At 62.2% G+C, this 24,245-nt stretch carries 22 protein-coding genes; 2 read left to right on the top strand and 20 right to left on the bottom strand.

Annotated elements, in window-relative coordinates:
• Positions 1-2: 2 nt before the first annotated feature.
• The 11 genes from AO268_RS17025 to AO268_RS16975 all read right to left on the bottom strand — a co-directional run bounded on the left by AO268_RS17025 (position 3) and on the right by AO268_RS16975 (position 11,493).
• Positions 3-647 (bottom strand): methionine ABC transporter permease, encoded by a 645-nt coding sequence (locus AO268_RS17025; protein WP_076962055.1) that lies wholly within the window; start codon positions 645-647, stop codon positions 3-5.
• Complete coding sequence (locus AO268_RS17020) at positions 637-1,752, bottom strand: methionine ABC transporter ATP-binding protein (RefSeq protein WP_099169336.1); 1,116 nt, start codon at positions 1,750-1,752, stop codon at positions 637-639. The genes AO268_RS17025 and AO268_RS17020 overlap by 11 nt, the downstream gene beginning before the upstream one ends.
• A gap of 2 nt (positions 1,753-1,754) precedes the next feature.
• Positions 1,755-2,564, bottom strand: coding sequence for a MetQ/NlpA family ABC transporter substrate-binding protein (locus tag AO268_RS17015; RefSeq protein WP_099169335.1), 810 nt, complete (start codon positions 2,562-2,564; stop codon positions 1,755-1,757).
• Between the two features lie 145 nt (positions 2,565-2,709).
• Positions 2,710-4,062, bottom strand: a complete 1,353-nt coding sequence (locus AO268_RS17010; protein WP_099169334.1) for an LLM class flavin-dependent oxidoreductase — start codon at positions 4,060-4,062, stop codon at positions 2,710-2,712.
• Positions 4,062-5,255: an SfnB family sulfur acquisition oxidoreductase gene (locus AO268_RS17005; RefSeq protein ID WP_099169333.1), complete on the bottom strand. Its 1,194-nt coding sequence runs from the start codon at positions 5,253-5,255 to the stop codon at positions 4,062-4,064. Before AO268_RS17005 ends, AO268_RS17010 begins: the two co-directional genes overlap by 1 nt.
• A gap of 23 nt (positions 5,256-5,278) precedes the next feature.
• Positions 5,279-6,520 carry an SfnB family sulfur acquisition oxidoreductase gene (locus AO268_RS17000; RefSeq protein WP_099169332.1) on the bottom strand — a complete coding sequence of 414 codons (1,242 nt, stop codon included), beginning with the start codon at positions 6,518-6,520 and terminating at the stop codon, positions 5,279-5,281.
• Between the two features lie 183 nt (positions 6,521-6,703).
• Positions 6,704-7,480: a hypothetical protein gene (locus AO268_RS16995; protein WP_076962061.1), complete on the bottom strand. Its 777-nt coding sequence runs from the start codon at positions 7,478-7,480 to the stop codon at positions 6,704-6,706.
• A 367-nt stretch (positions 7,481-7,847) separates the two neighbouring features.
• Positions 7,848-8,594, bottom strand: coding sequence for an L-cystine ABC transporter ATP-binding protein TcyN (gene tcyN / locus AO268_RS16990; RefSeq protein WP_076962062.1), 747 nt, complete (start codon positions 8,592-8,594; stop codon positions 7,848-7,850).
• 3 nt (positions 8,595-8,597) lie between these two features.
• Positions 8,598-9,263, bottom strand: a complete 666-nt coding sequence (gene tcyL / locus AO268_RS16985) for a cystine ABC transporter permease (RefSeq protein WP_029299561.1) — start codon at positions 9,261-9,263, stop codon at positions 8,598-8,600.
• The gene (tcyJ, locus tag AO268_RS16980) at positions 9,263-10,057 is read right to left on the bottom strand and encodes a cystine ABC transporter substrate-binding protein (protein ID WP_099169331.1); all 795 of its coding nucleotides are present in this window, start codon (positions 10,055-10,057) and stop codon (positions 9,263-9,265) included. The genes tcyL and tcyJ overlap by 1 nt, the downstream gene beginning before the upstream one ends.
• 443 nt (positions 10,058-10,500) lie before the next feature.
• Positions 10,501-11,493: a D-cysteine desulfhydrase gene (locus tag AO268_RS16975; RefSeq protein ID WP_076962064.1), complete on the bottom strand. Its 993-nt coding sequence runs from the start codon at positions 11,491-11,493 to the stop codon at positions 10,501-10,503.
• A gap of 167 nt (positions 11,494-11,660) precedes the next feature.
• Here AO268_RS16975 and epsC point away from each other — a divergent pair, with 167 nt between their 5' ends.
• On the top strand, positions 11,661-12,587 hold the full coding sequence (epsC, locus tag AO268_RS16970) for a serine O-acetyltransferase EpsC (RefSeq protein ID WP_076962065.1): 927 nt from the start codon (positions 11,661-11,663) through the stop codon (positions 12,585-12,587).
• Between the two features lie 407 nt (positions 12,588-12,994).
• Complete coding sequence (gene betT / locus AO268_RS16965) at positions 12,995-14,956, top strand: choline transporter BetT (RefSeq protein WP_176561386.1); 1,962 nt, start codon at positions 12,995-12,997, stop codon at positions 14,954-14,956.
• A gap of 13 nt (positions 14,957-14,969) precedes the next feature.
• Here the strand turns inward: betT and AO268_RS16960 are convergent, their stop codons facing one another.
• The 9 genes from AO268_RS16960 to AO268_RS16920 form a co-directional block, all read right to left on the bottom strand.
• On the bottom strand, positions 14,970-15,392 hold the full coding sequence (locus AO268_RS16960; protein ID WP_076962067.1) for a type II toxin-antitoxin system VapC family toxin: 423 nt from the start codon (positions 15,390-15,392) through the stop codon (positions 14,970-14,972).
• Entirely contained in the window at positions 15,389-15,634 is a 246-nt protein-coding gene (locus tag AO268_RS16955; protein WP_076962068.1) for a FitA-like ribbon-helix-helix domain-containing protein, read from the bottom strand. The genes AO268_RS16960 and AO268_RS16955 overlap by 4 nt, the downstream gene beginning before the upstream one ends.
• A gap of 85 nt (positions 15,635-15,719) precedes the next feature.
• Complete coding sequence (gene tauD / locus AO268_RS16950) at positions 15,720-16,556, bottom strand: taurine dioxygenase (protein WP_099169329.1); 837 nt, start codon at positions 16,554-16,556, stop codon at positions 15,720-15,722.
• Positions 16,557-16,568: 12 nt separating this feature from the next.
• The gene (gene tauC, locus AO268_RS16945; protein WP_099169328.1) at positions 16,569-17,396 is read right to left on the bottom strand and encodes a taurine ABC transporter permease TauC; all 828 of its coding nucleotides are present in this window, start codon (positions 17,394-17,396) and stop codon (positions 16,569-16,571) included.
• Entirely contained in the window at positions 17,393-18,172 is a 780-nt protein-coding gene (tauB, locus tag AO268_RS16940) for a taurine ABC transporter ATP-binding subunit (RefSeq protein WP_099169327.1), read from the bottom strand. Before tauB ends, tauC begins: the two co-directional genes overlap by 4 nt.
• A 16-nt stretch (positions 18,173-18,188) precedes the next feature.
• Positions 18,189-19,166 carry a taurine ABC transporter substrate-binding protein gene (gene tauA / locus AO268_RS16935; RefSeq protein WP_099169326.1) on the bottom strand — a complete coding sequence of 326 codons (978 nt, stop codon included), beginning with the start codon at positions 19,164-19,166 and terminating at the stop codon, positions 18,189-18,191.
• 229 nt (positions 19,167-19,395) lie between these two features.
• Positions 19,396-20,979, bottom strand: coding sequence for a glutamate--cysteine ligase (gshA, locus tag AO268_RS16930; protein ID WP_099169325.1), 1,584 nt, complete (start codon positions 20,977-20,979; stop codon positions 19,396-19,398).
• A gap of 215 nt (positions 20,980-21,194) precedes the next feature.
• Positions 21,195-21,578 (bottom strand): PaaI family thioesterase, encoded by a 384-nt coding sequence (locus AO268_RS16925; RefSeq protein WP_076962074.1) that lies wholly within the window; start codon positions 21,576-21,578, stop codon positions 21,195-21,197.
• A complete protein-coding gene (locus tag AO268_RS16920) occupies positions 21,578-23,914 on the bottom strand; it encodes a Tex family protein (RefSeq protein ID WP_076962075.1) in 2,337 nt (778 codons plus the stop codon). The genes AO268_RS16925 and AO268_RS16920 overlap by 1 nt, the downstream gene beginning before the upstream one ends.
• Between the last annotated feature and the right edge of the window lie 331 nt (positions 23,915-24,245).

The raw sequence follows: 24,245 nt of genomic DNA, 5'->3' as shown, positions 1-24,245 counted from the left end.
CCTCACCTTTTATTCAGCACTCTCGCCAGGCGATCACCGCCCAGCTGGATCACGGCCACCAGTATCACCAGCAACACAATCACCGTCAGCATGATCTGGCTGTCGAAGCGCTGGTAGCCGTAGCGGTAGGCAATGTCCCCCAGGCCACCGGCGCCAATTGCCCCGGCCATGGCCGACGAGTTGATCATGGTCACCAGGGTAATGGTGAACCCGCCGACAATCCCCGGCAGCGCTTCCGGCAACAGCACATGCCAGACGATATGCCAGCGTCGGCAGCCCATGGCCTGGGCGGCTTCGATCAGGCCATGTTCGACTTCGCGCAGGCTGACCTCGGCGATCCGCGCAAAAAACGGCGTGGCGGCGATGGTCAGTGGCACCACGGCGGCCCAGACGCCGTAGGTGGTGCCGACGATCAGCCGGGTGAAGGGGATCAGCGCCACCATCAGAATCAGGAACGGGATGGAGCGGAACAGATTGACGAACGCCCCCAGCACCCGGTTCAACGCGGGGGCCTGGTAGATGCCGCCCTTGTCGCTGGTGACCAGCAACACCGCCAGCGGAATGCCCACCAGCAGCGCGATCAACGACGACACACCGACCATCAACAAGGTGTCGATGGCGCCCTGTAATAAACGATCAAACCACATAGCCCAGCACCTCGACCTGTTGTGCCCAGCGCGTGGCGCGGGTGCGTAATGTGTCGGCCTCCAGGGTGGAGCCGCTCACCGCCAGCAGCAACTGCCCCAGGGCGTGGCCCTGGATGCGCTCGACCCCGCCTTGCAGCAGGCGCACGCGCCCACCCAGGGCGCTGAACAGCGCGGCGAGGTCCGGCTCATCCGCGCTGGCGCCGGTAAATTGCAGGCGCAGCACCACGGCCGCCTGCGCCGACTGTGGCGTGGCCTGCAAACGTTTTTGCAGCTCATCGGGCAAGCCGTGTTGCAGGGGCGCCAGCAGGGTCTTGCTGACCTCATGCCGAGGGTTGCCAAACACTTCCCACACCGGGCCTTGCTCGACGATCCGCCCGTGTTCCAGCACCACCACGCGGTCGCAGATTTCGCGGATCACCGCCATCTCGTGGGTGATCAGCACGATGGTCAGGCCCAGGCGCTGGTTGATCTCGCGCAACAGGCCGAGGATCGACTGGGTGGTCTCCGGGTCCAGGGCCGAGGTGGCCTCGTCGCACAGCAGGATCTGCGGGTCGTGCACCAGCGAGCGGGCAATGCCCACCCGTTGCTTCTGCCCGCCGGACAACTGCGCCGGGTACGCCTGGTGCTTGTCCTGCAAGCCCACCAGTGCCAGCAGCTCACGCACTTTCTGTTCGCGCTGTGGCTTGGGCACGCCGGCGACTTTCAGCGGCAACTCGACGTTCTGCCACACGGTCTTGGCCGACATCAGGTTGAAGTGCTGGAAGATCATGCCGATGCGCCGCCGCAGGGCCACCAGGCGGTCTTCGTCGAAGTCGCCGATATCCACCTGGTCGATCAGCACCCGGCCGCTGCTGGGGTGCTCCAGGCGGTTGATGGTGCGGATCAGCGACGACTTGCCGGCGCCACTGCGGCCGATGATGCCGAACACTTCGCCGTGCTGGATCGCCAGGTCAATGCCTTGCAGCGCATGCACGGTGCCGCCGTAGGTTTTGCCCAGGTTGATAAAACGCACATGGGCATGGTTCAAGTCAGGGTGCAGCGCTGTCTGTTGCGCGTCCCTGGGTGGTGTGCCCAGGTCGCGCAGTTGGGCATTGGCGGCGCTCATATTCAGCCTTCCCAGCCGACTTGGTACAGGGTGCCCAGGGATTTATCCAGGGCCGCGCGTACCACCGGCGAATGCTGGTAGATCTCGACGAACTTGATCACCCGCGGGTCGCTCGTGCCTTTGGGCTGGGTCACGAACTGGATCACGTATTCCGGGTGGTCAAGGCCATCGAACAGCAGCGCCGACTCGGCATTGAAGGTCTTGGACAGGCGGATATAGGCCGGGTAACCCTGCACTAGGTCGGCATCGTCATAGGCGCGCACCAGTTGCACCGCTTCGACTTGCAGGATTTTGAGCTTTTTCGGGTTGGCGACGATGTCGTCTTCGGTGGCCTTGTAGCCTACGCCCGGCTTGAGGCTGATCAAACCGGCCTTGGCCAGCAGTTGCAGGCCGCGCCCGCTGTTGATCGGGTCGTTGGCGATGGCCACGCTGGCGCCCTGGGGCAGTTCATCGAAGCTTTTGAATTTTTTCGAGTACAGACCCACGTTGTTGATGATCCCCGGCTTGAACGGCACCAGGTCAAAACCGGCGGCGGCCTTGGCGTTTTCCAGGAACGGAATGTGCTGGAAGTAATTCACGTCGATATCGCCGGCGGCGAGGCTGACATTGGGCGCGATCCAGTCGGTGAACTCCACCAACTCGACCTTCAGGCCCTGTTTGCCGGCCTCTTCCACGGCGGCTTCCAGGGGAATGGCGAAGGCCGCCGTGGTGCCGACTTTGAGCGGCGCCTCGGCGGCAAACACCGCCGAGCTGAACAGGCCGAGGGCCAGGGCCAGTGCTTTGACTGGGTGGGACAGCAGTGTTTTGTTCATGGTCGATTTCCAGTCATAAGGTGTTGGGAAAAACAACGAAGATCCAATGTGGGAGCTGGCTTGCCTGCGATAGCGGTGTGTCAGTGGCAACTGCATCAACTGACACACCGCTATCGCAGGCAAGCCAGCTCCCACATTTTTTGGTTCAGTGGCGGTAGGTGGAGCCGGTGTGTTGTTCGGGTAAATGCGCTTCGCGGTGGAAGACCTTTTCTCGCAAGGTTCCGGCCTCATAAGCGGTCTTGTACGACCCCCGTCGCTGCAACTCCGGGATCACTAACTCAATGAAGTCCACATAGCTCTCCGGCGTAACAATGCGCGTCAGGTTGAAGCCATCCAGCCCGGTCTCGCTGATCCAGGATTCCAGCTCATCGGCCACCTGCGCAGGCGAACCCACCAGGGTGATATAGCGCCCGCCCAATGCGTGCTGCTCCAACAACTTGCGCCGGGTCCAGTCGTTGTTCTGCAAGGCTTTGGTGGCCGATTGGATGGCGTTGCTCTTCACGTACTGGATGGGTTCATCCAGCTCGTATTGCGAGAAGTCGAGGGCGGTGGAGGCGCTGAAATGTGCCACGCCGGCCTCGGCACTGGCGTAGCCCAGGTACTCGGCATGCTTGGCCCAGGCCAGTGCCTCGGTGGCGCCGACAATCACGTTGAGGCCCATGAACACCTTGATATCGTCCGGGTTGCGCCCGGCCGCGACCGCGCTGGCGCGCACCTTGTCCACTTGCACCCTGGTCGCGGCCTTGTTCTGCCCGCTGATAAACACGCACTCGGCATGGCGCCCGGCGAACAGCAGGCCGCGCTCGGAACTGCCGGCCTGGAACAACACCGGCGTGCGCTGCGGCGAGGGCTCGCACAGGTGATAACCCTCCACCTGGTAGAACTCGCCATGGTGCTCGACCTTGTGCACCTTGCCCGGCTGGGCATAGATCCGCTGTTGCGGGTCGTTGAGCACCGCGTCGTCTTCCCAGCTGCCTTCCCACAGTTTGTACAGCACCTGCAGGTACTCGTCGGCCTGGTCGTAGCGCCGGTCATGCTCGACCTGCTCGGTGAGGCCCATGGCCTTGGCGGCGCTGTCCAGATAGCCGGTGACGATGTTCCAGCCCACCCGGCCACGGCTCAGGTGATCGAGGGTGGACATGCGCCGGGCGAACAGATACGGCGGCTCGTAGGTGAGGTTGGCGGTCAGGCCGAAGCCGAGGTTTTTCGTTACGGCGGCCATGGCCGAGACCAGCAGCAGCGGGTCGTTGACTGGCAGTTGGATCGACTCCTTGAGCGGCACCTCGACCGAGCCTTGATAGACGTCGTACACGCCAACGATATCGGCGATAAACAAGCCGTCGAACAGCCCGCGCTCCAGCAGTTGCGCCAGTTCGGTCCAGTATTCGACGGTCTTGTACTGGGTCGAGGTATCCCGTGGATGGGTCCACAGGCCATGGTTGATATGCCCGATGCAGTTCATGTTGAAGGCATTGAGCAGGATCTTTTTCTTCGCCATCAAATGGTCCCCCGCAGCGGCGGGTTTTCATCGTTGAGGTAGTAGTTGCCTACCGCGTGGTACTTCCAGCGCACCGGGTCGTGCAGGGTGTGCACCCGGGCGTTGCGCCAGTGGCGGTCCAGGCCATGTTCGGCGAGGGTCGCCTGGCTGCCGGCCAGTTCAAACAGGGTGCTGCCGGCGGCCAGGGAAATTTCGGTGCTCAGGGCGCGTACTTCGGCCACGGCAATCGAGGCCGCGGCGACGGTTTGTGCGGTGCTGTCGGCCTGGGCGCGGTCGAGGTATTCGCCGGCGCGCTCCAGCAGGGCTTCGCTGGCGTGCAGGCGGATGCTCAGGTGGCCGAAGCTTTTCAGGGTCAGCGGGTCTTCGCTGGCCTTGTCATTGCCCGAGTCGATCCACGGCCGGGTCTTGGTGCGCACAAAATGCAGGGCATCTTCAAAGGCGGCGCGGGCGATGCCGGTGTCGATGGCCGCGTGCAGGATCTGCGCCAGCGGGCCCACGGTGGTCGGGCGCTCGAAGGCGCTCTGGAACGGGATCACGTCTTCGGCACCGACCCACACATGGTCGAACACCACCGAGCCGCTGCCGGTGGTGCGCTGGCCAAAGCCGCTCCAGTCGTCGATCACCGTCAGGCCCTGGCTGTCACGCGGCACAAAGGCTAGTTGCTGTACACCGTGTTCATCCACCACCGAGGTGGGAATGCGCTGGGCGTAGATCGCGCCGGTGGCGTAGAACTTGCGGCCGCTGATACGAAATCCGTCACCATCGCGCACAAGTTGTGTCACCCGGTCATGGGCGGTCTTGGTGCCCAGTTCCGCCAGGGCATTGCCAAAGCGCTGGCCGGCCAGCACCTCGGCGTACAGGCGTTGTTGCTGCGCCGGGCTGCCGTTAACGCGCAGTACTTCCAGTGCATAGAAATGGTTCTGCGGGATCTGCCCCAGGGAGGCATCGGCCTGGGCGATCAGGGCGATGACCTTGGCCAGGGTGACGTTGGATACGCCAGCGCCGCCGTAGGCCTTGGGCACGCTGATGCCCCACAGGCCGGAGCGGGAAAAGGCTTCCAGCTCGGCGAGCGGCAGGCGGCGTTCGCGGTCGCGCAGGGCGCTGTCGCGGCGAAAGTCTTCGGCCAGGTCGCTGGCGACAATCAGGGCTTGCTCGTCGCTGGTGATGACCGCGACGGGATGGGAAAGCGTCATGTTTTTCTCCAGAGGTCTGGTCGTCAGATCCAGGAATGCCGGGCCGGCAAGGTTCCATTGAGGTGCCAGGCGCCCACCGCGTGATATTTCCAGCGCACCGGGTCGTGCAGGGTGTGCACCCGGGCATTGCGCCAGTGGCGGTCGAGGTTGAATTCGGCGAGGGTGGCGCGGCTGCCGGCCAGCTCGAACAGCTTCTCGCTGACCAGCAGCGAGACTTCGGTGGTCAGCACCTTGGCTTGCGCCACGGCGATCGAGGCCCGGGCGGCGGAGTGTTCGGTGATGGGCGCGGCGTTGACCTGGTCCAGCACTTGGCCGGCCTTGCGCAGCAGGGCTTCGGCGGCATGCAGTTCGATTTTCAGCTTGCCGATGTCGGCGATCACATAGAGGTCGTCGCTGGCCCGCTCGACCTTGGCATCGATCCACGGCCGCGAGCGTTCACGCACAAAGCTGATGGTGTCGTCGAGGGCGCCACGGGCGATGCCGGCGTCGATGGCCGCCTGGATCAATTGCGAGACCGCGCCCTGGATGCCCGGGGTTTGCCCCAGGCGCCAGGTGGGCACCACCAGCTCGGCGTCCACTGGCACGTTGTTCAGCAGCACGGTGCCGCTGGCGGTGGTGCGTTGGCCAAAGCCCGACCAGTCATCGACGATGCGCAATCCCTGTGTGCCACGGCGCACAAACGCCATGACCTGACGGCCTTCGTCGTCCAGGGCCTTGACCGCGACCCAATGGGCAAACAGCGCGCCGGTGGAGTAGAACTTCTGGCCGTTGATGACAAAGCCGTCACCCTTGGCGCTGATCCGGGCCTTCAGGTCCAGGGTGTTTTTGGTGCCACGCTCCGGGCCGCCATTGCCGATGCGCCAGCCATCCAGGATGCTTTGGAACAGCTGTTTTTTCTGTGCCTCGCTGGCGGCGCCTTGCAGTGCATGCAGGATGCCGAAGTGGTTCTGCGGGATCTGCCCCAGGGCGGGGTCGGCAGCGCTGATAATCGCGAACACCTCGGCCAGGGTCACGAACGACACCTGCGGGCCACCGTACTCACGGGGGATGGAAATGCTACCCAGGCCGCTGCGGGTGAACTGTTCGACTTCGGCCCAGGGCAATTTGCGCTGGCGGTCACGCAGCCCGGCTTGCAGGCGGGCGGCCTGGGCAAGCGCGTGGGCGGCGGCGAGGGCTTGGCTGTCGTTGCGCAGCACCTGGGTGGGCAACAGCAGCGGGGCGATATCCAGATCGCTCTGGAGGGGCGATTGCGCCAAGTTAGACATCGGTGCGCCCCTGCGTGGCGACGCGTAATGCCCTGGCGTTGTACACCGGGGTAATGTTGACCATACCTACCTCACATCCGTGGAAAGCTTAAAATCAGGAATGTCCGGTGGTCCGGTGCATATACCCTAAGCGTGTTTATTTTTTAAATAAACTAACTTTTAGGAATATGCATAGAAGGCCTGTTACCCCGGCTCGCAGGGCGAGCCAGGGCGGCGTGGCTGGTACACCGACAAAGCGTCGGCCGCGCCTGGGGCTTTGGCCTGGGCGATGCTCACGATACGTCCGGGCGCCCAGCGCGAGTTGTTGCCCACGCGGTCGATCACGCAGTAGGTGACCTCCTGGCGCGCGTCGTCCCCCGCTTCGAGGATCAGCGTCGACGGCACCCAGACTTGCACGGGGCGTCCCACCTCGGTGGCCTGGATGGGGGGCAGGTCCAGGCGCGCATCGCCCCAGCGCAGGGTGATTGCATCACCCGTGGCCATGTTCAGGTAAGGCTCGATGGTCAACGGCACGCCCCGGCGGATCTGGCTGGGGTTGACGCCATGGCGGCGGATGGTTTCAGGCAGGCCGACGGGGGCCAGGTTCTGGTTTTCTTCGCCACACAGCACCGATGGCTGGCCGCCCGGGCAGGCGGTCTTGACCTGCACCCGGGTAATCATGGAGCGCGCCGGGCCGCGCCCCACTTGCATGACCCGGTAATGAATGCGTGCGGCGCCATTCTGCACAAAGCTTTCTGGCACCCGCAGGCTGCTGGGCTGGCCGATATCGGCGGCGCTCACGCGCTTGGAGGCGGCAAAGCAGTTGTTCCAGAACAGCTCGATCAAGTCGCCCTTGCCCATGTCTGGGTAGGGGGCGATCTCGACCTGTAGATGGGTGGCGGCCTGCGCATTGATTCCTTGTTTGAGGGCCTGGGGCACTGTCGGCGCGGCGAGCATGGCCAGGGGGGTAATGTGCGTCATAAATAATCTCCTTGATGCAGCCAGCAGCGATCGTTCCGAACCTCGGCGTGGGGTTCAAAAAGGAACGATTTCTTGAAAAGCCAGGATAGGATCCAATCCTCTGGGCCTTAGATAAGAGGGTTGGCCAGGGGGCGTCAATGGCGGCAAAAGGCTAAACGGCGGGTTTGGGATTATTCAGAAGGGTCTGACTGGAAGGGGGGTTAAAGGCGGGTTTGGGTGGTGTGTTTTTCGAGGTGAGTCGCGCCGATCCCTGTAGGAGCGAGCTTGCTCGCGAAGAACGCCCAGACGACACGGTTAATCTGATTCTGCGCGTTATCGTTGACGTTTTTCGCGAGCAAGCTCGCTCCTACAGTAGGTCAGGGTTGTTTTAGTGGGTGAGGAATTTGCTGAGGAACTGCCGGGTGCGTTCTTCCCTGGGGTTGGCAAACAACGCCTTGGCTTCGCCTTGCTCGACGATCACGCCCTTGTCGAAAAAGATCACCCGGTTGGCCACATCCCGGGCAAAGCTCATTTCGTGGGTGACGATGACCATGGTGCGGTTTTCTTCGGCCAGGCTGCGGATGGTTGCCAGTACTTCGCCCACCAGCTCCGGGTCGAGGGCCGAGGTCGGCTCATCGAACAGGATCACCTCCGGCTCCATCGCCAAGGCCCGGGCAATGGCCACCCGTTGCTGCTGGCCACCGGACAGGCGCCGGGGGTAGGCGTCTTCCTTGCCTGCCAGGCCGACCTTGGCCAGCAGGGCACGGCCGAGGCGGTCGGCGGCGTCGTGCGGCATCTTTTTGACCACCAGTGGGCCTTCGATGACGTTTTCCAGCGCGGTGCGATGGGGGAACAGGTTGAAGTTCTGGAACACAAAGCCCACATGCTGGCGCAGGCGCCGCACCAGGCCCTGTTGCTGGTTGAGCGGACGGCTGCCGTCGATCTCGATCTCACCGACCTTGATCCGGCCACTGGTGGGCTCTTCGAGGAAGTTCAGGCAGCGCAGGAAGGTGGTCTTGCCGGAACCGCTGGGGCCGATGATGGCGACGACTTCGCCTTCCTTGACCTCCAGGTCGATCCCGTTGAGCACCACCTGGCCCTTGAATTGTTTGGTCAGTTTTTCAACCACGATCATGCTTCAAGACTCCAGGTCATGCCGGTTGACCCGGTCTTCCAGGCGGTTCTGAAAATGCGCCAGGATGCTCGCCAGGACCCAGTAGATCAGGGCCGCAGACAGGTACATGGTGAAAATTTCAAAGGTGCGCGCCGACACCAGTTGGGCCTGGCGGAACAGCTCGGGCACCTGGATGGTGGCGGCCAGCGCCGTGTCTTTTACCAGGGAAATAAAGCTGTTGCCCAACGGCGGCAGGGCCGTGCGCATGGCCTGCGGCAGGATGGCCCGGCGCAGGGTCTGCGCGCGGGTCATGCCGATACTGGCGGCCGCTTCCCACTGGCCGCGCTCGATGGAGCCGATGGCCGCGCGCAGGATTTCACAGGCATAGGCGGCCATGTTCAGCGAGAAGCCGATCATCGCTGCCGGGATCGGATCCAGCTCGATGCCTACCTGCGGCAAGCCGTAGTAGATCAAAAACAGCTGCACCAGCAACGGCGTGCCACGAAAGAACGAGACATAGACCCGGGCCGTCCAGCTCAAAAGCTTGAAGCGCGACAGGCGCATCAAGGCCAGGCCAAAGCCCAGCAGCAAGCCGAAAAACATCCCGCCGAGGCTGAGGATCACCGTGTAGTACGCGCCCTTGAGCAGAAAGGGCGCGGAGTCGAGCGCGAGTTGGAAACCTGCTTCCATTATTGAGTGACGTCAGCGTTGAAGTATTTCTCGGACAGCTTCTTCAAGGTGCCGTCGGCGCGCAGTTTGTCCAGAGCCTGGTTCACCGCTTCAAGCAGCTCAGGCTCGCCTTTGCGCAGGGCAATCCCGGCTTCCTGGCGCGAGAAGGCTGCACCGGCAGCGGCGGTGTCCTTGGCTTTTTTCGCATATTCCAGGGCGGCCAGGCGGTCGATCAGAATCGCGTCGATGCGGCCGATGCGCAGGTCCTGGAACTTGGTGGGGTCGTCGTTATAGGTCTTGATAATGGCTTTGGGCTGGTTGTCCTTGAGCCATTGCTCGTAGTTGGTGCCCAGGCCCACCCCGACTTTCTTGCCGGCCAGGTCGTCGGCGGTCTTGATGGTGTCGACGTTTTTCGCCAGGGTCAGCGCCTGGATCCCGGAGACGGTGTAGGGCTTGGAGAAGTCGTATTTTTTCTGGCGCTCTTCGGAGATCGTCACCTGGTTGACCACCGCGTCGAGGCGCTTGGATTCCAGGGCGGCGAGGATGCCGTCCCACGGGGTGGCCTGCAGCTTGACCTTGACCCCCAGCTCCTTGGCCAGGGCTTCGGCCAGCTCGACCTCAAAGCCGCTGAGCTTGCCGCTTTCATCGACGAAGCTGAACGGTGGGTAGGTGCCTTCCAGGCCGATCTTGATCTCGCCGGCCTTCTTGATATTGCCCAGTTGCTCGCCGGCAACTGCCTGGCCCAGCAACCCGGCGCCAAGGGCCAGGCCCAATGTGCCAACCAGCAACGTACGACGCAGTACAGAAATAGTCATGACAAGCCCCTGTGTTTTTTATGGTGTGCGAAGCAGGTGACGCAGTGGTCGTATCCTGCCCTAAAAACGCGGTGTGTGGGAGCGCGACTATAGGGCGGCTTTTAAAGTGTTAAAAATAATATAAATTAATTTTTATATTCCATTTTTGAATATGAAGTAGAGATTCAATAGGGGAGTGGGCTTGCCCGCGATAGCCGTGTGTCAGGCGCCCGATTCATCACAGAACCACCGCAATCGCGGGCAAGCCCTAATGCCAGTCAGTTAAGCGGATTCTGCTTTCTGTAGGAGCGAGCTTGCTCGCGAAGGACGTCAACGATAACGCGTGTTTGCTAGGTAACCGCGGCGCTCTCAAGTTCTTCGCGAGCAAGCTCGCTCCTACAAAAAGGCTTAACTGACTGGCATTAGGGCAAGCCCGCTCCCACATTTAATCCGCATGCCTTCAGTCAGAATGCTGAGTCATAGGCAAACAACGCCGGCGCCCCGCCGGTGTGCAGGAAGATGATCGGGCCGTCCTCGAACGCCCCACGCCCGATACCATCGAGCAAGCCGGCCATGGCCTTGCCGGTGTAGACCGGGTCCAGCAACAGGCCTTCTTGGCTCGCCAGCAGCTTGATTGCCGCCAGGGTGCCGGCGTTGGGTTCGCCATAGCGCGGGGCGAAGTATTCGTCCCACAACACCACCTTGAACGCGTCGGGTAGCGCCACCCCCAGCAGCTGTGCGGTGCGCTCGGCTAGGCCTTGGACCTTGGGCCGTTGCGCTTCGTCGGTGCGTGACACGGTGACGCCAATCACCGGCAAGTCCGGCAGCACTTCGCTCAACGCCAGGGCCAGGCCGCTGTGGGTGCCGGCGCTGCCGGAGGCCAGGACCACCGCCGCGAACTGCAGGCCGCTGTCTTCGATCTGCCCGGCCAATTCCAGGCCGGCGCGCACGTAACCCAGGGCGCCGAGGGCGTTGGAACCGCCAATAGGCACCAGGTACGGCTTTTTGCCGTTGTTGCGCAGGCGTTCGGCCAGGGCGTGGAGTTGCTCGTCGGCGTTATCCAGGTTTTCGACCTGTTCGACCTTGGCGTCGAACAGCTCCACCAGCAGGCGATTGCCATTGCCCAGGTAGTTGGGGTCGTCGGTCCCTGTGGGGTTTTCCAGCAGGGCGACACATCCCAGGCCTAGCCTGGCCGCCAGGGCTGCGGTCTGGCGCACATGGTTGGACTGGATCGCACCGGCGGTGATCAGCGTGTCGGCGCCCTGGGCCAGGGCATCGGCGGCGAGGTATTCGAGTTTGCGCAGTTTGTTGCCGCCCATGGCCAGCGGCGTGGTGTCGTCGCGCTTGATGTAGATATCACGGCCCAGCCAGGTCGACAGTCGTTCGAGTTTTTCCAGGGCGGTGGCGCCACCCAGCAGGTCCAGACGATTAAAACGCTCGAGCTGTTGTTTGATCATGGTTACGCACAGGTAATAAGAGATGGGAAGGACTATAGGCAGGGCTTTTTGCCGGGGCAACCGCCAGATGCTTATGCCAAAGTGTTATTAGCATCGCACCATTGGTTCTTAAGGGCCGCCCGGTTGCATACCGTAAAGTGATGGCCATTACCTCAGGAGGGAATACCGTGAGTGATCGTTCCAGTCATTGGCAATTACAGACCATCGTCAGCCAGTTGCGTGGCGCCCGGGATCAGTGGCGTACCCGCAACGGCCGGGTCAGCGGCGAACAGGGCGGGCGCGAGCTACCTTCCCGTGATGCGATGGCGCAGATTCTTGAAGCGCTGTGCGGCGCGCTGTTCCCCATGCGCCTGGGGCCGGTGGATCTGCGCGAGGAAAGTGAGGACTTCTACGTCGGCCATACCCTGGATGTGGCGCTCAACGCCCTGCTCGCCCAGGCCCGCCTGGAGTTGCGCTATGCCGCACGCCAGGGCGGCCGGGCCGACAATGAAGTCAATGCACTGGCCATTCGCCTGATCCAGGACTTTGCCCTGGCCTTGCCGGCGCTGCGCAGCCTGTTGGACACCGATGTGCTGGCGGCCTATCACGGCGATCCGGCCGCACGCAGTGTGGATGAGGTGCTGCTGTGCTATCCGGGGATCCTTGCGGTGATCCACCATCGCCTGGCCCACCATTTGTATCGCGCCGGGCTGCCTCTGCTCGCGCGGATCAGCGCGGAAATCGCCCATTCGGCCACCGGTATCGACATTCACCCAGGCGCGCAGATCGGCCCGAGCTTCTTTATCGACCACGGCACGGGTGTGGTGATTGGCGAAACGGCGATCATTGGCGAGCGGGTGCGCATCTACCAGGCGGTGACCCTGGGCGCCAAGCGTTTCCCGGCGGATGAAGATGGGCAGTTGCAAAAGGGCCATCCACGCCACCCGATTGTCGAGGACGATGTGGTGATTTACGCCGGGGCGACGATCCTGGGGCGGATCACCATCGGTAAGGGCTCGACCATTGGCGGCAACGTGTGGCTGACGCGCAGCGTGCCGGCGGGGGCGAATATCACGCAGGCGAATTTGCAGCATGATGATGGGACGCAGAAATAGCGACGATCTAATGTGTGCGGGCTTGTGTGGGAGCGGGCTTGCCCGCGATAGCGGAGTGCCGGGTTAGAGATATTTGGCTGACCCACCGCCATCGCGGGCAAGCCCGCTCCCACAATTTGACTGTATTCCAAATTCAATCTGCAATCGCTGAACGTTTTGCCTTTCCCGCCCGTCATACCCTTCCTTGAGCTAGTGTAGGAATTACCTACCACTCAGCCCTGCGATTAGTCCCAGACCGCCTATCCATGTTTAACTTGAACGTTCGTTCAAGTTAAACCGGTGGTTCGCTGCCCGCTCACAACAGGAGGCTTACCTTTGCTGAGTCCGTTTTACACAGCCATATCCAACACCTTCGAGGTGCACCGTTCATGAGTGCATCATCTACCCCTTCAAGCGGCCTGGTGCGCATGAATGCGCCGGTGTTTTACTTCGCCGCCAGTTTCATCCTGCTGTTTGGCCTCACCGTCATCGCGGCCCCCGAACAGGCCGGCGCCTGGTTGCTGGCCGCGCAAAACTGGGCGGCCAATACGGTCGGCTGGTACTACATGCTGGCGATGACCCTGTATCTGGTCTTCGTGGTGGTCACCGCGTTGTCTGGCTACGGCAAGATCAAACTCGGTGCCGACCACGACGAGCCCGAATTCAGTTATCTGTCCTGGGCCGGCATGCTGTTTGCCGCCGGGATCAGCATCACGCTGTTTTTCTTCTGCGTCTCGGAACCCTTGACCCACCTGGTGCAACCGCCCCAGGGCGAGGCCTTGAATGCCGACGCGGCGCGCCAGGCCATGCAGGTGCTGTTCCTGCATTGGGGCCTGCATGGCTGGGGGGTGTTTGCGTTTGTCGGCATGGCCCTGGCGTACTTCGCCTACCGGCATAACCTGCCGCTGGCCTTGCGCTCGGCGCTGTACCCGCTGATCGGCAAGCGTATCAACGGCCCCATCGGCTATGCAGTGGATGGCTTTGGCATCATCGCCACGGTGTTCGGCCTGGGGGCCGACATGGGCTTTGGGGTGCTGCACCTCAACTCGGGCCTGGACTACCTGTTCGGCATCGCCCATACCCAATGGATCCAGGTCGGCCTGATTACCCTGATGATGGGCGCGGCGATCCTGGTTGCGGTGGCCGGTGTCGACAAGGGCGTGCGGGTTATGTCCGACATCAACATGCTGCTGGCCTGTGCGCTGCTGCTGTTTGTATTGTTCGCCGGGCCCACCCAGCATTTGCTCAACACCCTGATCCAGAACATCGGTGACTACCTCGGCGCGTTGCCGAGCAAGAGTTTTGATGTGTACGCCTACGATAAGCCCAGCGACTGGCTCGGCGGTTGGACGGTGTTCTACTGGGCCTGGTGGATCGCATGGTCGCCGTTCGTGGGCCTGTTCATCGCCCGGATCTCCCGTGGCCGCACCATCCGCGAATTCGTCTTCGGCGTGCTGCTGATCCCGCTGGGCTTCACCCTGGCGTGGATGTCGATCTTCGGCAACAGCGCGATTGACCAGGTGCTCAACCATGGCATGGTCGCCCTGGGCCAGTCGGCCATCGACGACCCGTCGATGAGCCTGTACCTGCTGCTGGAAACCTACCCGTGGAGCAAGACCGTGATCGCGGTCACGGTGTTTATCAGCTTTGTGTTCTTTGTCACCTCGGCCGACTCCGGCACCGTGGTGCTGTCGACCCTGTCGTCCAAGGGCGGCAATGCCGATGAAGACGGGCCGAAGTGGCTGCGGGTGTTCTGGGGCGCCATGACCGCGCTGGTGACCAGCGCCTTGCTGTTCGCCGGCAGCATCGACTCGCTCAAGTCGGCGGTGGTGCTGACCTCGCTGCCGTTCTCGTTGATCCTGTTGTTGATGATGTGGGGGCTGCACAAGGCGTTCTACCTCGAATCCCAGAAGCAGATCGCCCAACTGCACTCCCTGGCCCCGGTGTCGGCATCCCGCAGGGGCCGTGGCGGCTGGCGCCAGCGCTTGAGCCAGGCGGTGCATTTCCCTTCGCGGGACGAGGTCTACCGCTTCCTCGAAACCACGGTCCGCCCGGCCATTGAAGAAGTGACCGCCGTGTTTGTCGAGAAGGGCCTGAACGTGGTCACCCAGCCCGACCCGTCCAACGACAGCGTCAGCCTGGAAATCGGCCACGGCGAAGAGCATCCGTTTGTCTACCAGGTGCAGATGCGCGGCTACTTCACGCCATCCTTTGCCCGAGGCGGCATGGGCTCCAAAGAGATGAACAACCGTCGCTACTACCGCGCCGAAGTGCACTTGAGCGAGGGCAGCCAGGACTACGACCTGGTGGGCTACACCAAGGAGCAGATCATCAACGACATCCTTGACCAGTACGAGCGGCACTTGCAGTTCTTGCATCTGGTGCGCTGAGGCGCAGGGCTTGCTAGCCCTCATCCCAGGGGTTGATGATTTCAACCCCTGTCTCTGCGAAATCCTTGATGTTTCTTGTGGCAAGGCCGGCCTGCTGCGAGCGGCAAATAGCTGCGATCTGCGCATCGGCCAGGGCTACAGGCTTGCCTGACTGCTCTCTGGCGGTCACTAATTGCGCATATGCAGCCGCTGCATCCGCATCAAATGGCAGTATGTGGTCGGCAAAGTCCTCTTCAAACATTTCCAGTGCTTGAACGGTCAAGTGTTGTTTGCGCTTTCCTTCGGGCAGACGCGCAATACCGTGCAGGATTTCTGCCATGGTAATGGCGCTGATAAACAGGTCTTCATCGGCCTGTTGTTCGATCCAGCGAAGAACTGCGCCTGCCGGTGCGGGTCGCATCAATTCAGACAATACATTGGTGTCGAGCACGATCATTTATCGAACTCCACCGTCCTCACCGATGCGTCGCGCGTTGGCAGGTCCAACTCCACTCCGCCCGCTGGTGCGAAACGCTCCTGGATTCGGCGTCCCAGGCCACGACCGCTACTGATTTTCACCAGCGATTTGCGCAGGATCAGTCGAGCCTCCTCTTCCATGGAGTGGCCGTTATGCGCAGCTTCAATGCGTAGCAGTTCTTTGATGGAGTCATCCAGATTACGGATGGTCAGGCTGGCCATTAGGCATAACTCCTTATGCAATCAATGAAATCATTGAGAGCATAGCCCCTCCAGTTAATCTGGGGTTAGTCCGTTCATCAGCTGTTTAGAACGGCACATCACCCAAAATCGTTGCCCGATGCATCACCCGCCGCTGTGGCCGATAGTCGTCCACGGCGTAGTGCTGGGTCACGCGGTTGTCCCAGAAGGCCACGTCGTTGGTTTGCCAGCGCCAGCGGAGAGTGAATTCCGGGCGCGTGGCGTGGGCGAACAGCAGTTTGAGGATGACCTCGCTTTCGGCCGGTTCCAGCTCGTTGATCTTGCTGGTGAAGCCGTCACTGACAAACAGCGATTTGCGCCCGCTGACCGGGTGCGTGCGGATCACCGGGTGCGACAGCGGCGGGTTCTTTCTGCGGGCTTCTTCCCAGCGGGCCAGGTCTTGGGCGCTGTTGCCGTAACGTTCCACGGGGAATGAGCGGGTGAAGTCGTGGGTCGCCGTCAGGCCGGTCAGAAAGCTCTTCATCGGTTCCGATAACGCCTCAAAGGCCGCAATGCCGCTGGCCCACAAGGTGTCACCGCCAAAGGCCGGCAGCAGCTTGGCACTGAGCACGGCGCCCATGGCTGGAGTGGGCAGGAAGGTCACGTCGGTGTGCCAGATGGCGTTGTCGCGCACGTCGGTGACGGCGGTGTCGAGCACCAGCACTTCAGGTTGCTCGGGCACGTTGGGGTAGATCGGATGAATATGCAGGTCACCGAAACTCGCCGCGAAACGCGCTTGCTGCTGCGGGGTGATCGGCTGGTCGCGAAAGAACAGCACCGAATGCTGGAGCAACGCCTGCTCGATGGCGTCGCGCTGTTCGAGGTTCAGCGCCTGGGTGATATCGACGCCACTGATCTGGGCGCCCAGGGCGGTGCTTAAGGGGGTAACGGTCAGGCGGCTCATGGTGTTCTCTTCTTAGTGTGCCTGGCCATGCCACGGCACTAATTGACGCTGCAGGGCGCGCAGGCCCATTTCCATGGCGAAGGCGATCAGCGCGATCACCAGGATGCCCAGGATCACCACATCGGTGACCAGAAATTGCGCCGCCGACTGCACCATGAACCCTAGACCGCTGGTGGCGGCGATCAGTTCGGCGGCCACCAGGGTCGACCAACCGACACCCAGGCCGATGCGCACGCCGGTGAGGATATCGGGCAGGGCGCTGGGCAGAATCACATGGCGGATCAACTGCGCCCGCGTGGCGCCCAGGGACTGGGCTGCGCGCAATTTGGCCGGGTCGACCGTGCGCACCCCGGTAGCCGTGGCGATCGCTATCGGGGCGAAGATCGCCAGGTAAATCAGCAACACCTTGGACAACTCGCCGATGCCGCACCAGATCACGATCAGGGGCAGGTAAGCCAGTGGCGGGATCGGCCGGTAGAACTCGATCAGCGGGTCGAGAATGCCGCGGGCGATGCGGTTGGCGCCGATGGCAATGCCGATTGGTACGGCGGTCAGCACTGCAAAGCCCAAGCCCAGGCCGATACGCCCAAGGCTGGCGCCCAGGTGCTGCCAGAGGGTGGCGTCCATATAGCCGCTGGTCGCCAGCAGCCAGCCTTTTTGCAGTACAGCAGACGGCGGCGGCAGGAACAGCGGCTCGATCAGCCCGCTGGCGGTCACGGCCCACCACAGTACGAGCAGCGCAACCAGGGTCAGCAGGCTGATCCAGCGCGTGCTCAGGCTGCGGCGCAACGGCGGGGTGATTGGGTTGGCGGCGGTGGCCGGGATTTCATAGCTGCTCATGCGGACACCTGCCGTTGCGAGAACACTTTGCCCAGCACGTGTTCGCGGGTTTCGATAAAGCGTGGGTCGGACTTGATCGCGCGGGCCGACTCGCCGGCGGCGTAACGCTGGCCGAAATCCAGGCTCAGGCGCTCGACGATGTGCCCGGGGTTGGGCGCCAGCAGCATCAGGTCGGTGGCGAGGAAGACCGCTTCTTCGATGTCATGGGTGATCAGGAACACTGGCTTGGCCGTGCGCCGCCAGACTTGCAGCAGCAGCTCCTGCATCTGTTCGCGGGTGAAGGCATCGAGGGCGCCGAAGGGTTCGTCCATCAGCAACACCCGTGGGTCGGCCGCCAGGGCGCGGGCCAGGCCCACACGTTGTTTCTGCCCGCCAGACAGCTGCCAGATGCGCCGGCTGTCAAAGCCGGCCAGGTCCACCAGGGCGAGCATTTCCCGGGCGCGGACGTGCCGCTGGGCCTTGGGCACGCCGGCCAGTTCCAGGCCGAAGCTGACATTGGCCAGCACGTCTTGCCAGGGCAGTAAGGCATCGTCCTGGAACACCACGCCACGCTCGGCACTCGGGCCCTGGACGGGCACGCCATCGAGGGTGATGCGCCCGGCGCTGGGTTCGACGAAGCCGGCAATCAGGTTCAACAGCGAAGTCTTGCCACTGCCGGAAGGGCCGAGGGCCACCAGCAATTGCTGGGGCCCAAGGTTCAAGGAAATATCCGCCAGCACGGGCGTGGTTGCGCCTGGGTACTGTGCGCTGATGCGCTCCAGCTGTAGCAAGGCCATCGCGGTGAACTCCTGATCAGTGGGTGATGAACTGGGCGCTGACGTAAGGGCCGTAGTCCGGCAGCACCGCCTCGACCTTGCCTTGTTCCTTGAGGAATGCGGCGGTGTCGGTCACGGCCTTGGTGGTCGGGGCGCCCAGCAGGGTCACCTGGTCGGCGGCCAGCGGGTAGACATTGCCTTGCAGCAGCAGCGGAATATCGCTGGCCTTGGCGCCAGAGAGCTTCACCAGTTTGTCGACATTGCCTTTGTCGGCCAGCCAGGCTTGTGGGTCTTTACGGTATTGGGCGTAGGCATCGAGGGTGACTTTGGCAAAGGCACTGACAATTTCCGGGTGCTTCTCGGCAAAGTCCTTACGCACGATCCAGGCATCGAAGGTTGGCGCGCCGAATTTGGCCAACTCGCCGGAGGTGATCAGCACTTTGCCGTTTTCCTTGGCCACGCCCAGGGCCGGGTCCCAGACATAAGTGGCATCGATATCGCCACGTTTCCAGGCGGCAATGATGGCCGGCGGGGCGAGGTTGAGCACGGTGACTTTCGATGGATCAATGTTCCAGTGCTTGAGCGCGGTCAACAGGCTGTAGTGGCCGGTGGACACGAACGGTACGGCGATTTTCTTGCCGACCAGGTCCTGCGGGCTATTGATCCCGGAACCGTTGCGCGCCACCAGGGCTTCGGCACCGCCGATCTGGGTGGCGACGAGGAAGGTCTGCACCGGTACTTTGCGGGTGATGGCCGCCGTCAGCGGGCTGGAACCGAGGTAGCCGATCTGCACGTCGCCGGAGGCGATGGCGGCGATGATATCGGCGCCATTGTCGAATTTGCGCCAGTCGATAGTGGCGTTTGTGGCTTTTTCATAAGCGCCGTCGGCCTGGGCGACTTTGGCCGGGTCAACGGTGGTCTGGTAGGCGATGGTCACGTCGGCCGCCTGGGCAAACAGGCTGGCGCCGGCCAGGGACAGGGCCGCCAGGAGGCGTAAAGGGGAAGGGCGTCGCATGGAAAAGCTCCTCATCAGGCGGCCGAGGGTCGGCGTGTGATGAGACTAAATGATCTAAGAATCCTAAAATAAATAACATTTTAGAATTAGCTTATGAGGAGAAAAGTGGAAGCAGCCCTGCAGGGCAATGAAATTAATGTGGGAGCTGGCTTGCCTGCGATAGCGGTTTGGCAGCCGACATCGTATTTGGATGTGGCGGCCTTATCGCAGGCAAGCTCCCACAGGGGGGTTAGTTACTGATCGCCAGGATGCTCGCCTGGTACGACCCGACAAACACATCAAAGTCACCCACTTCGTTCTGCTCCAGCTCTGCCTGCTGGGCCAGCGAACTGCGGGCCAGTTCCTCAAAGCGCGCCTGCTCGTCTGCCGGCAACGGCTCGCTACGGAAGTGCTCGGCATGCACTTCGCTCTGACGCAGGGAGAACTGGGCAAAGCTCTGCTTGTGCTCGCGCATCGCCGCCAGCACCTGGGCCGACGGGGTCAGGGACGCATCCTGGACCTTTGCCAACTGGGCATCCAGCGCCTGGCTGTGTTCATTGAGGCCCTGGCTCTGGTCCAGCAGTGCGGCCAGCGGGGCGATTTTTTCCAGCAGTTCGGTGGCCCATGCCTTCATTTCCACGGCCTGGCCACAGCGCTGCAATTGCAGGCCCGGACGCCGGCCTTCCTTGACCACGCTGAGGAAGTTCGACGTGGCATTGCCGCACTCGTTGTTTTCAAACAACGGGCTGTCGTTCAGCGCGCAGTACAGCAGGAAGGCGTCGAGGAAGCGCGACTCCGGCAAGTCGATGCCCATCGGCAGGAACGGGTTGATATCCAGGCAGCGTACTTCGATGTACTGGATACCACGGGCCATCAGTGCCTGGATCGGCCGTTCGCCGGTGTAGGTCACGCGTTTGGGGCGGATATTGGAGTAGTACTCGTTTTCGATCTGCAGGATGTTGGTGTTGAGCTGGACCCACTCACCGTCCTTGTGGGTGCCGATTTCGACATAAGGCGCGTAGGGCGTTGCCACCGCTTCGCGCAGGCTGTCGGTGTAGCTGAGCAGGTCGTTGTAGCAAGGGGTCAGGCCGGCCTGGGCGTTGCTCTGGTAACCCAGGTCGCTCATGCGCAGGCTGGTGGCATACGGCAGGTACAGGGTGTCGGCATCGAACTGTTCCAGTTGATGGGAACGCCCGCGCAGGAAACCTGCATCCAGGGCCGGCGAGGCACCGAACAGGTACATCAGCAGCCAGCTGTAGCGGCGGAAGTTGCGGATCAGCGCGATATAGGCCGTGGACTGGTAGTCACGGTCGGTGCCCACGAAGCCTTCGGTTGCCTTGAGCAACGGCCACAGTTCTTCCGGCAGGGAAAAGTTGTAGTGGATGCCGGCGATGCACTGCATGGTCTTGCCGTAGCGCAGGGCCAGGCCCTTGCGATACACGTACTTGAGCTGTCCGATGTTGGAGGTGCCGTAGTAGGCAATCGGAATATCTTCCTCGGCCGGCAACGGGCACGGCATCGATGGACTCCACAGGTACTCGTTGCCGAGCTTGCTGTAGGCAAAACGATGAATCTTGTCGAGGCTGCGCAGGGTATCTGCCGGGTTGGGCAAGGCCGGCGTGATGAACTCCAGCAGCGACTCGGAATAGTCGGTGGTGATCGATTCATGGGTCAATGCGGCGCCCAGGGCCTCTGGATGCGGCGTTTGAGCCAGGCGGCCTTCGCCGGTGACACGCAGGCATTCACGCTCGATGCCGTGCAGGCAATGCTCAAGCAAAGAGAGGTGTTCGCGCTTGCCGAGCAGTGCCAGGCGGCAGTTGAGAAGTTCGCTCAAGTTGGATTCCTTCACGCGTCAGTCGCCCCAATATGGGGGTGGGCAAGACGGTCTACAAGGGTGAAGTTAAAACTGGCGTTTTCGCCTGGTTTTCGAGCCGGAATAACCTGCTCTGAAAGTGCCTACTTCATTCCCTGAATTTGGCTATTGCGCAGGAAGAAAATTCCGACGCTGTTTTTGCAGCGCCGAAATTAACCCAAATTGATGACTGGGAGCTATAGGACAGCGAAGGTGCCTTGTGCTTTTGCGACGAGTCTTTCGCCCTGATACACCTCGGCCTCGACCACCAGCGTGCGCCGGCCGGGGTGGATGACCCGGGCGGTGCACAGCACATCACCGTCGGACACCGCACGGATGTAATTGATTTTGCACTCGATGGTCGCGCTCTGCTGGTCGAAACCGTGGGTGCTGGAACAGGCCAGCCCCATGGCAATGTCCACCAGGCTGAAAATCGCCCCGCCATGGAGCTTGCCCGCGCGGTTGCGCAAGTGTGGCTCAAGGCTCAGGGCTACCTCGGCAACGCCCTGGTCCAGGCGTTGCAGGTGGCAGCCGAGCAGTTCGCTGAAAGCGCTGTGGGTCAAGCCGGCTGGCAGCTCCATCAGCGCTTTTTCAGTTGCTTGGCGTTGGCGAACAGCGAAGCCATGGCGTTATTGGCCGGGGCTGCGGTGGCGGTTTCCTTGCGCGGTGCAGTGTTTTCCGAACGGTTTTGCGACTGGCGCGGGGCTGAACCCGGGCGTGCGCCACGGGCCCCGTCGATTTTCTCGCCGGGGGTATCGCTCATGCGCATCGACAGGCCCACGCGTTTGCGCGGGATATCGACTTCCATGATCTTGACCTTGACCACGTCACCGGCCTTCACCGCTTCACGGGGATCTTTGATGAACTTCTCCGAAAGCGCGGAAATATGCACCAAACCGTCCTGATGCACGCCGATATCCACAAAAGCGCCGAAGTTGGTCACGTTGGTCACCACGCCTTCGAGGATCATGCCCAGTTGCAGGTCCTTGAGGTCTTCGACGCCTTCCTGGAACTCGGCGGTCTTGAACTCGGGACGTGGGTCGCGGCCGGGTTTTTCAAGCTCTTGCAGGATGTCGGTGATGGTTGGTACGCCGAAGGTTTCGTCGGTGTACTTCTTCGGGTCCAGGCGCTTGAGGAACCCGGCATCGCCGATCAGCGAGCGGATATCGCGGTCGGTTTCGGCGGCAATGCGTTGCACCAGTGGGTAGGCTTCCGGGTGGACCGCCGAGGCGTCCAGCGGGTTGTCACCGTTCATTACACGCAAGAAACCGGCGGCCTGCTCGAAGGTTTTTTCGCCAAGGCGTGCGACTTTTTTCAGCGCCGCACGGGTCTTGAACGCACCGTTTTCATCGCGATGGGTGACAATATTCTGCGCCAGGGTAGCGTTGAGGCCGGAAATCCGTGCGAGCAAGGCGACCGAGGCGGTGTTGACGTCGACGCCGACCTTGTTCACACAGTCTTCCACCACCGCATCCAGGCCGCGCGCCAGTTTCAGCTGCGACACATCGTGCTGGTACTGGCCGACGCCGATGGATTTAGGGTCGATCTTCACCAGCTCGGCCAGTGGGTCCTGCAGGCGGCGGGCGATGGACACTGCGCCACGGATCGATACATCGAGGTCCGGGAACTCCTTGGAGGCCAACTCCGACGCCGAGTACACCGAAGCGCCCGCTTCGGAGACCATGACCTTGGTCATTTTCATGCCTGGGTATTTTTTGATCAGCTCCAGGGCCAGCTTGTCGGTCTCGCGGCTGGCGGTGCCGTTGCCGATGGCGATCAGGTCTACCGCGTGCTTGGCGCACAGGGCGGCCAGGATGGCGATGGTCTGGTCCCACTTGTTGTGGGGCACGTGCGGATACACGGTGGCGTGGTCCAGCAGCTTGCCGGTGGCGTCGACCACGGCGACCTTGCAACCGGTGCGCAGGCCCGGGTCCAGGCCCAGGGTTGCACGCGGGCCGGCCGGTGCGGCCAGCAGCAGGTCGTGCAGGTTGTGGGCGAACACGTTGATCGCCTCGGTCTCGGCGCCGTCGCGCAACTCGCCCAGCAGGTCGGTTTCCAGGTGGGTGTAGAGCTTGACCTTCCAGGTCCAGCGCACGACTTCACCGAGCCATTTATCCGCAGGACGATTCTGATTCTGGATGCCGAATTGTTGACCGATCATGCCTTCGCACGGGTGCATGGTGCCCGGCAGTTCGTCGCCGACTTTCAGGGCGGAGCTGAGAATGCCTTCGTTGCGCCCGCGGAAAATGGCGAGGGCGCGGTGGGACGGCATGCTCTTGAGCGGTTCGTCGTGCTCGAAGTAATCGCGGAACTTGGCGCCTTCCTCCTCTTTGCCGGCGATCACGCGGGCGCTGAGGGTGGCTTCCTGTTTCAGGTAGTTACGCAATTTTTCCAGCAGGTTGGCGTCTTCGGCGAAGCGCTCCATGAGGATGTATTTGGCGCCTTCGAGGGCAGCCTTGACGTCGGCCACGCCTTTTTCGCCATCGACAAAGCGCGCTGCTTCGGTTTCCGGGGCCAGGGATGGGTCGTTGAACAGGCCGTCGGCCAGCTCGCCGAGGCCGGCTTCCAGGGCGATCTGGCCCTTGGTGCGGCGTTTCTGCTTGTACGGCAGGTACAGGTCTTCGAGGCGGGTCTTGGTGTCGGCGAGCTTGATATCGCGTTCGAGTTGCGGGGTCAGCTTGCCCTGCTCCTGGATGCTGGCGAGGATGCTGATGCGCCGTTCGTCGAGTTCTCGCAGGTAGCGCAGGCGCTCTTCCAGATGCCGCAGCTGGATATCATCGAGGCTGCCGGTCACTTCTTTACGGTAACGGGCGATGAAGGGCACCGTGGAGCCCTCATCCAGTAGAGCGACGGCCGCTTCGACCTGTTGTGGGCGTACACCGAGTTCCTCGGCGATGCGGCTGTTGATGCTGTCCATAAAACCACCTGAAATTCTTGAAAGCAGTGCGCAGGCCCGCAAAACAAGGCCCTGCGCAGCTGGTTGAGCGGCCCGACTGGCGCCGCTGCCTGGGTCAAGAGGCAGCCTATTGACCCTCGAAATCGAAATAATCACGACAAGCAGATGAAAAAAACACCAGGCCGGCCATGGCACTGCCCGGCACTGAGGCGCGGCATTATAACCAGCGTTCCGTCCTTGGGGGGATTGCGCCGGGAGCAGGCGCACTGGTGGTTGGAGAAAAATCTGCTAACAATGCGTACCGTGCGTATAACGGCAGCTAAGCCATAATGCGCGCCAGATAAGAGGAGCA

Origin of the sequence: Pseudomonas sp. ICMP 8385, from assembly GCF_002699915.1 — a bacterium.
Lineage (GTDB): Bacteria > Pseudomonadota > Gammaproteobacteria > Pseudomonadales > Pseudomonadaceae > Aquipseudomonas > Aquipseudomonas gessardii.
The sequence above is the reverse complement of the archived record's forward strand: the minus strand, read 5'-3'. Positions and strand labels throughout refer to the sequence as shown.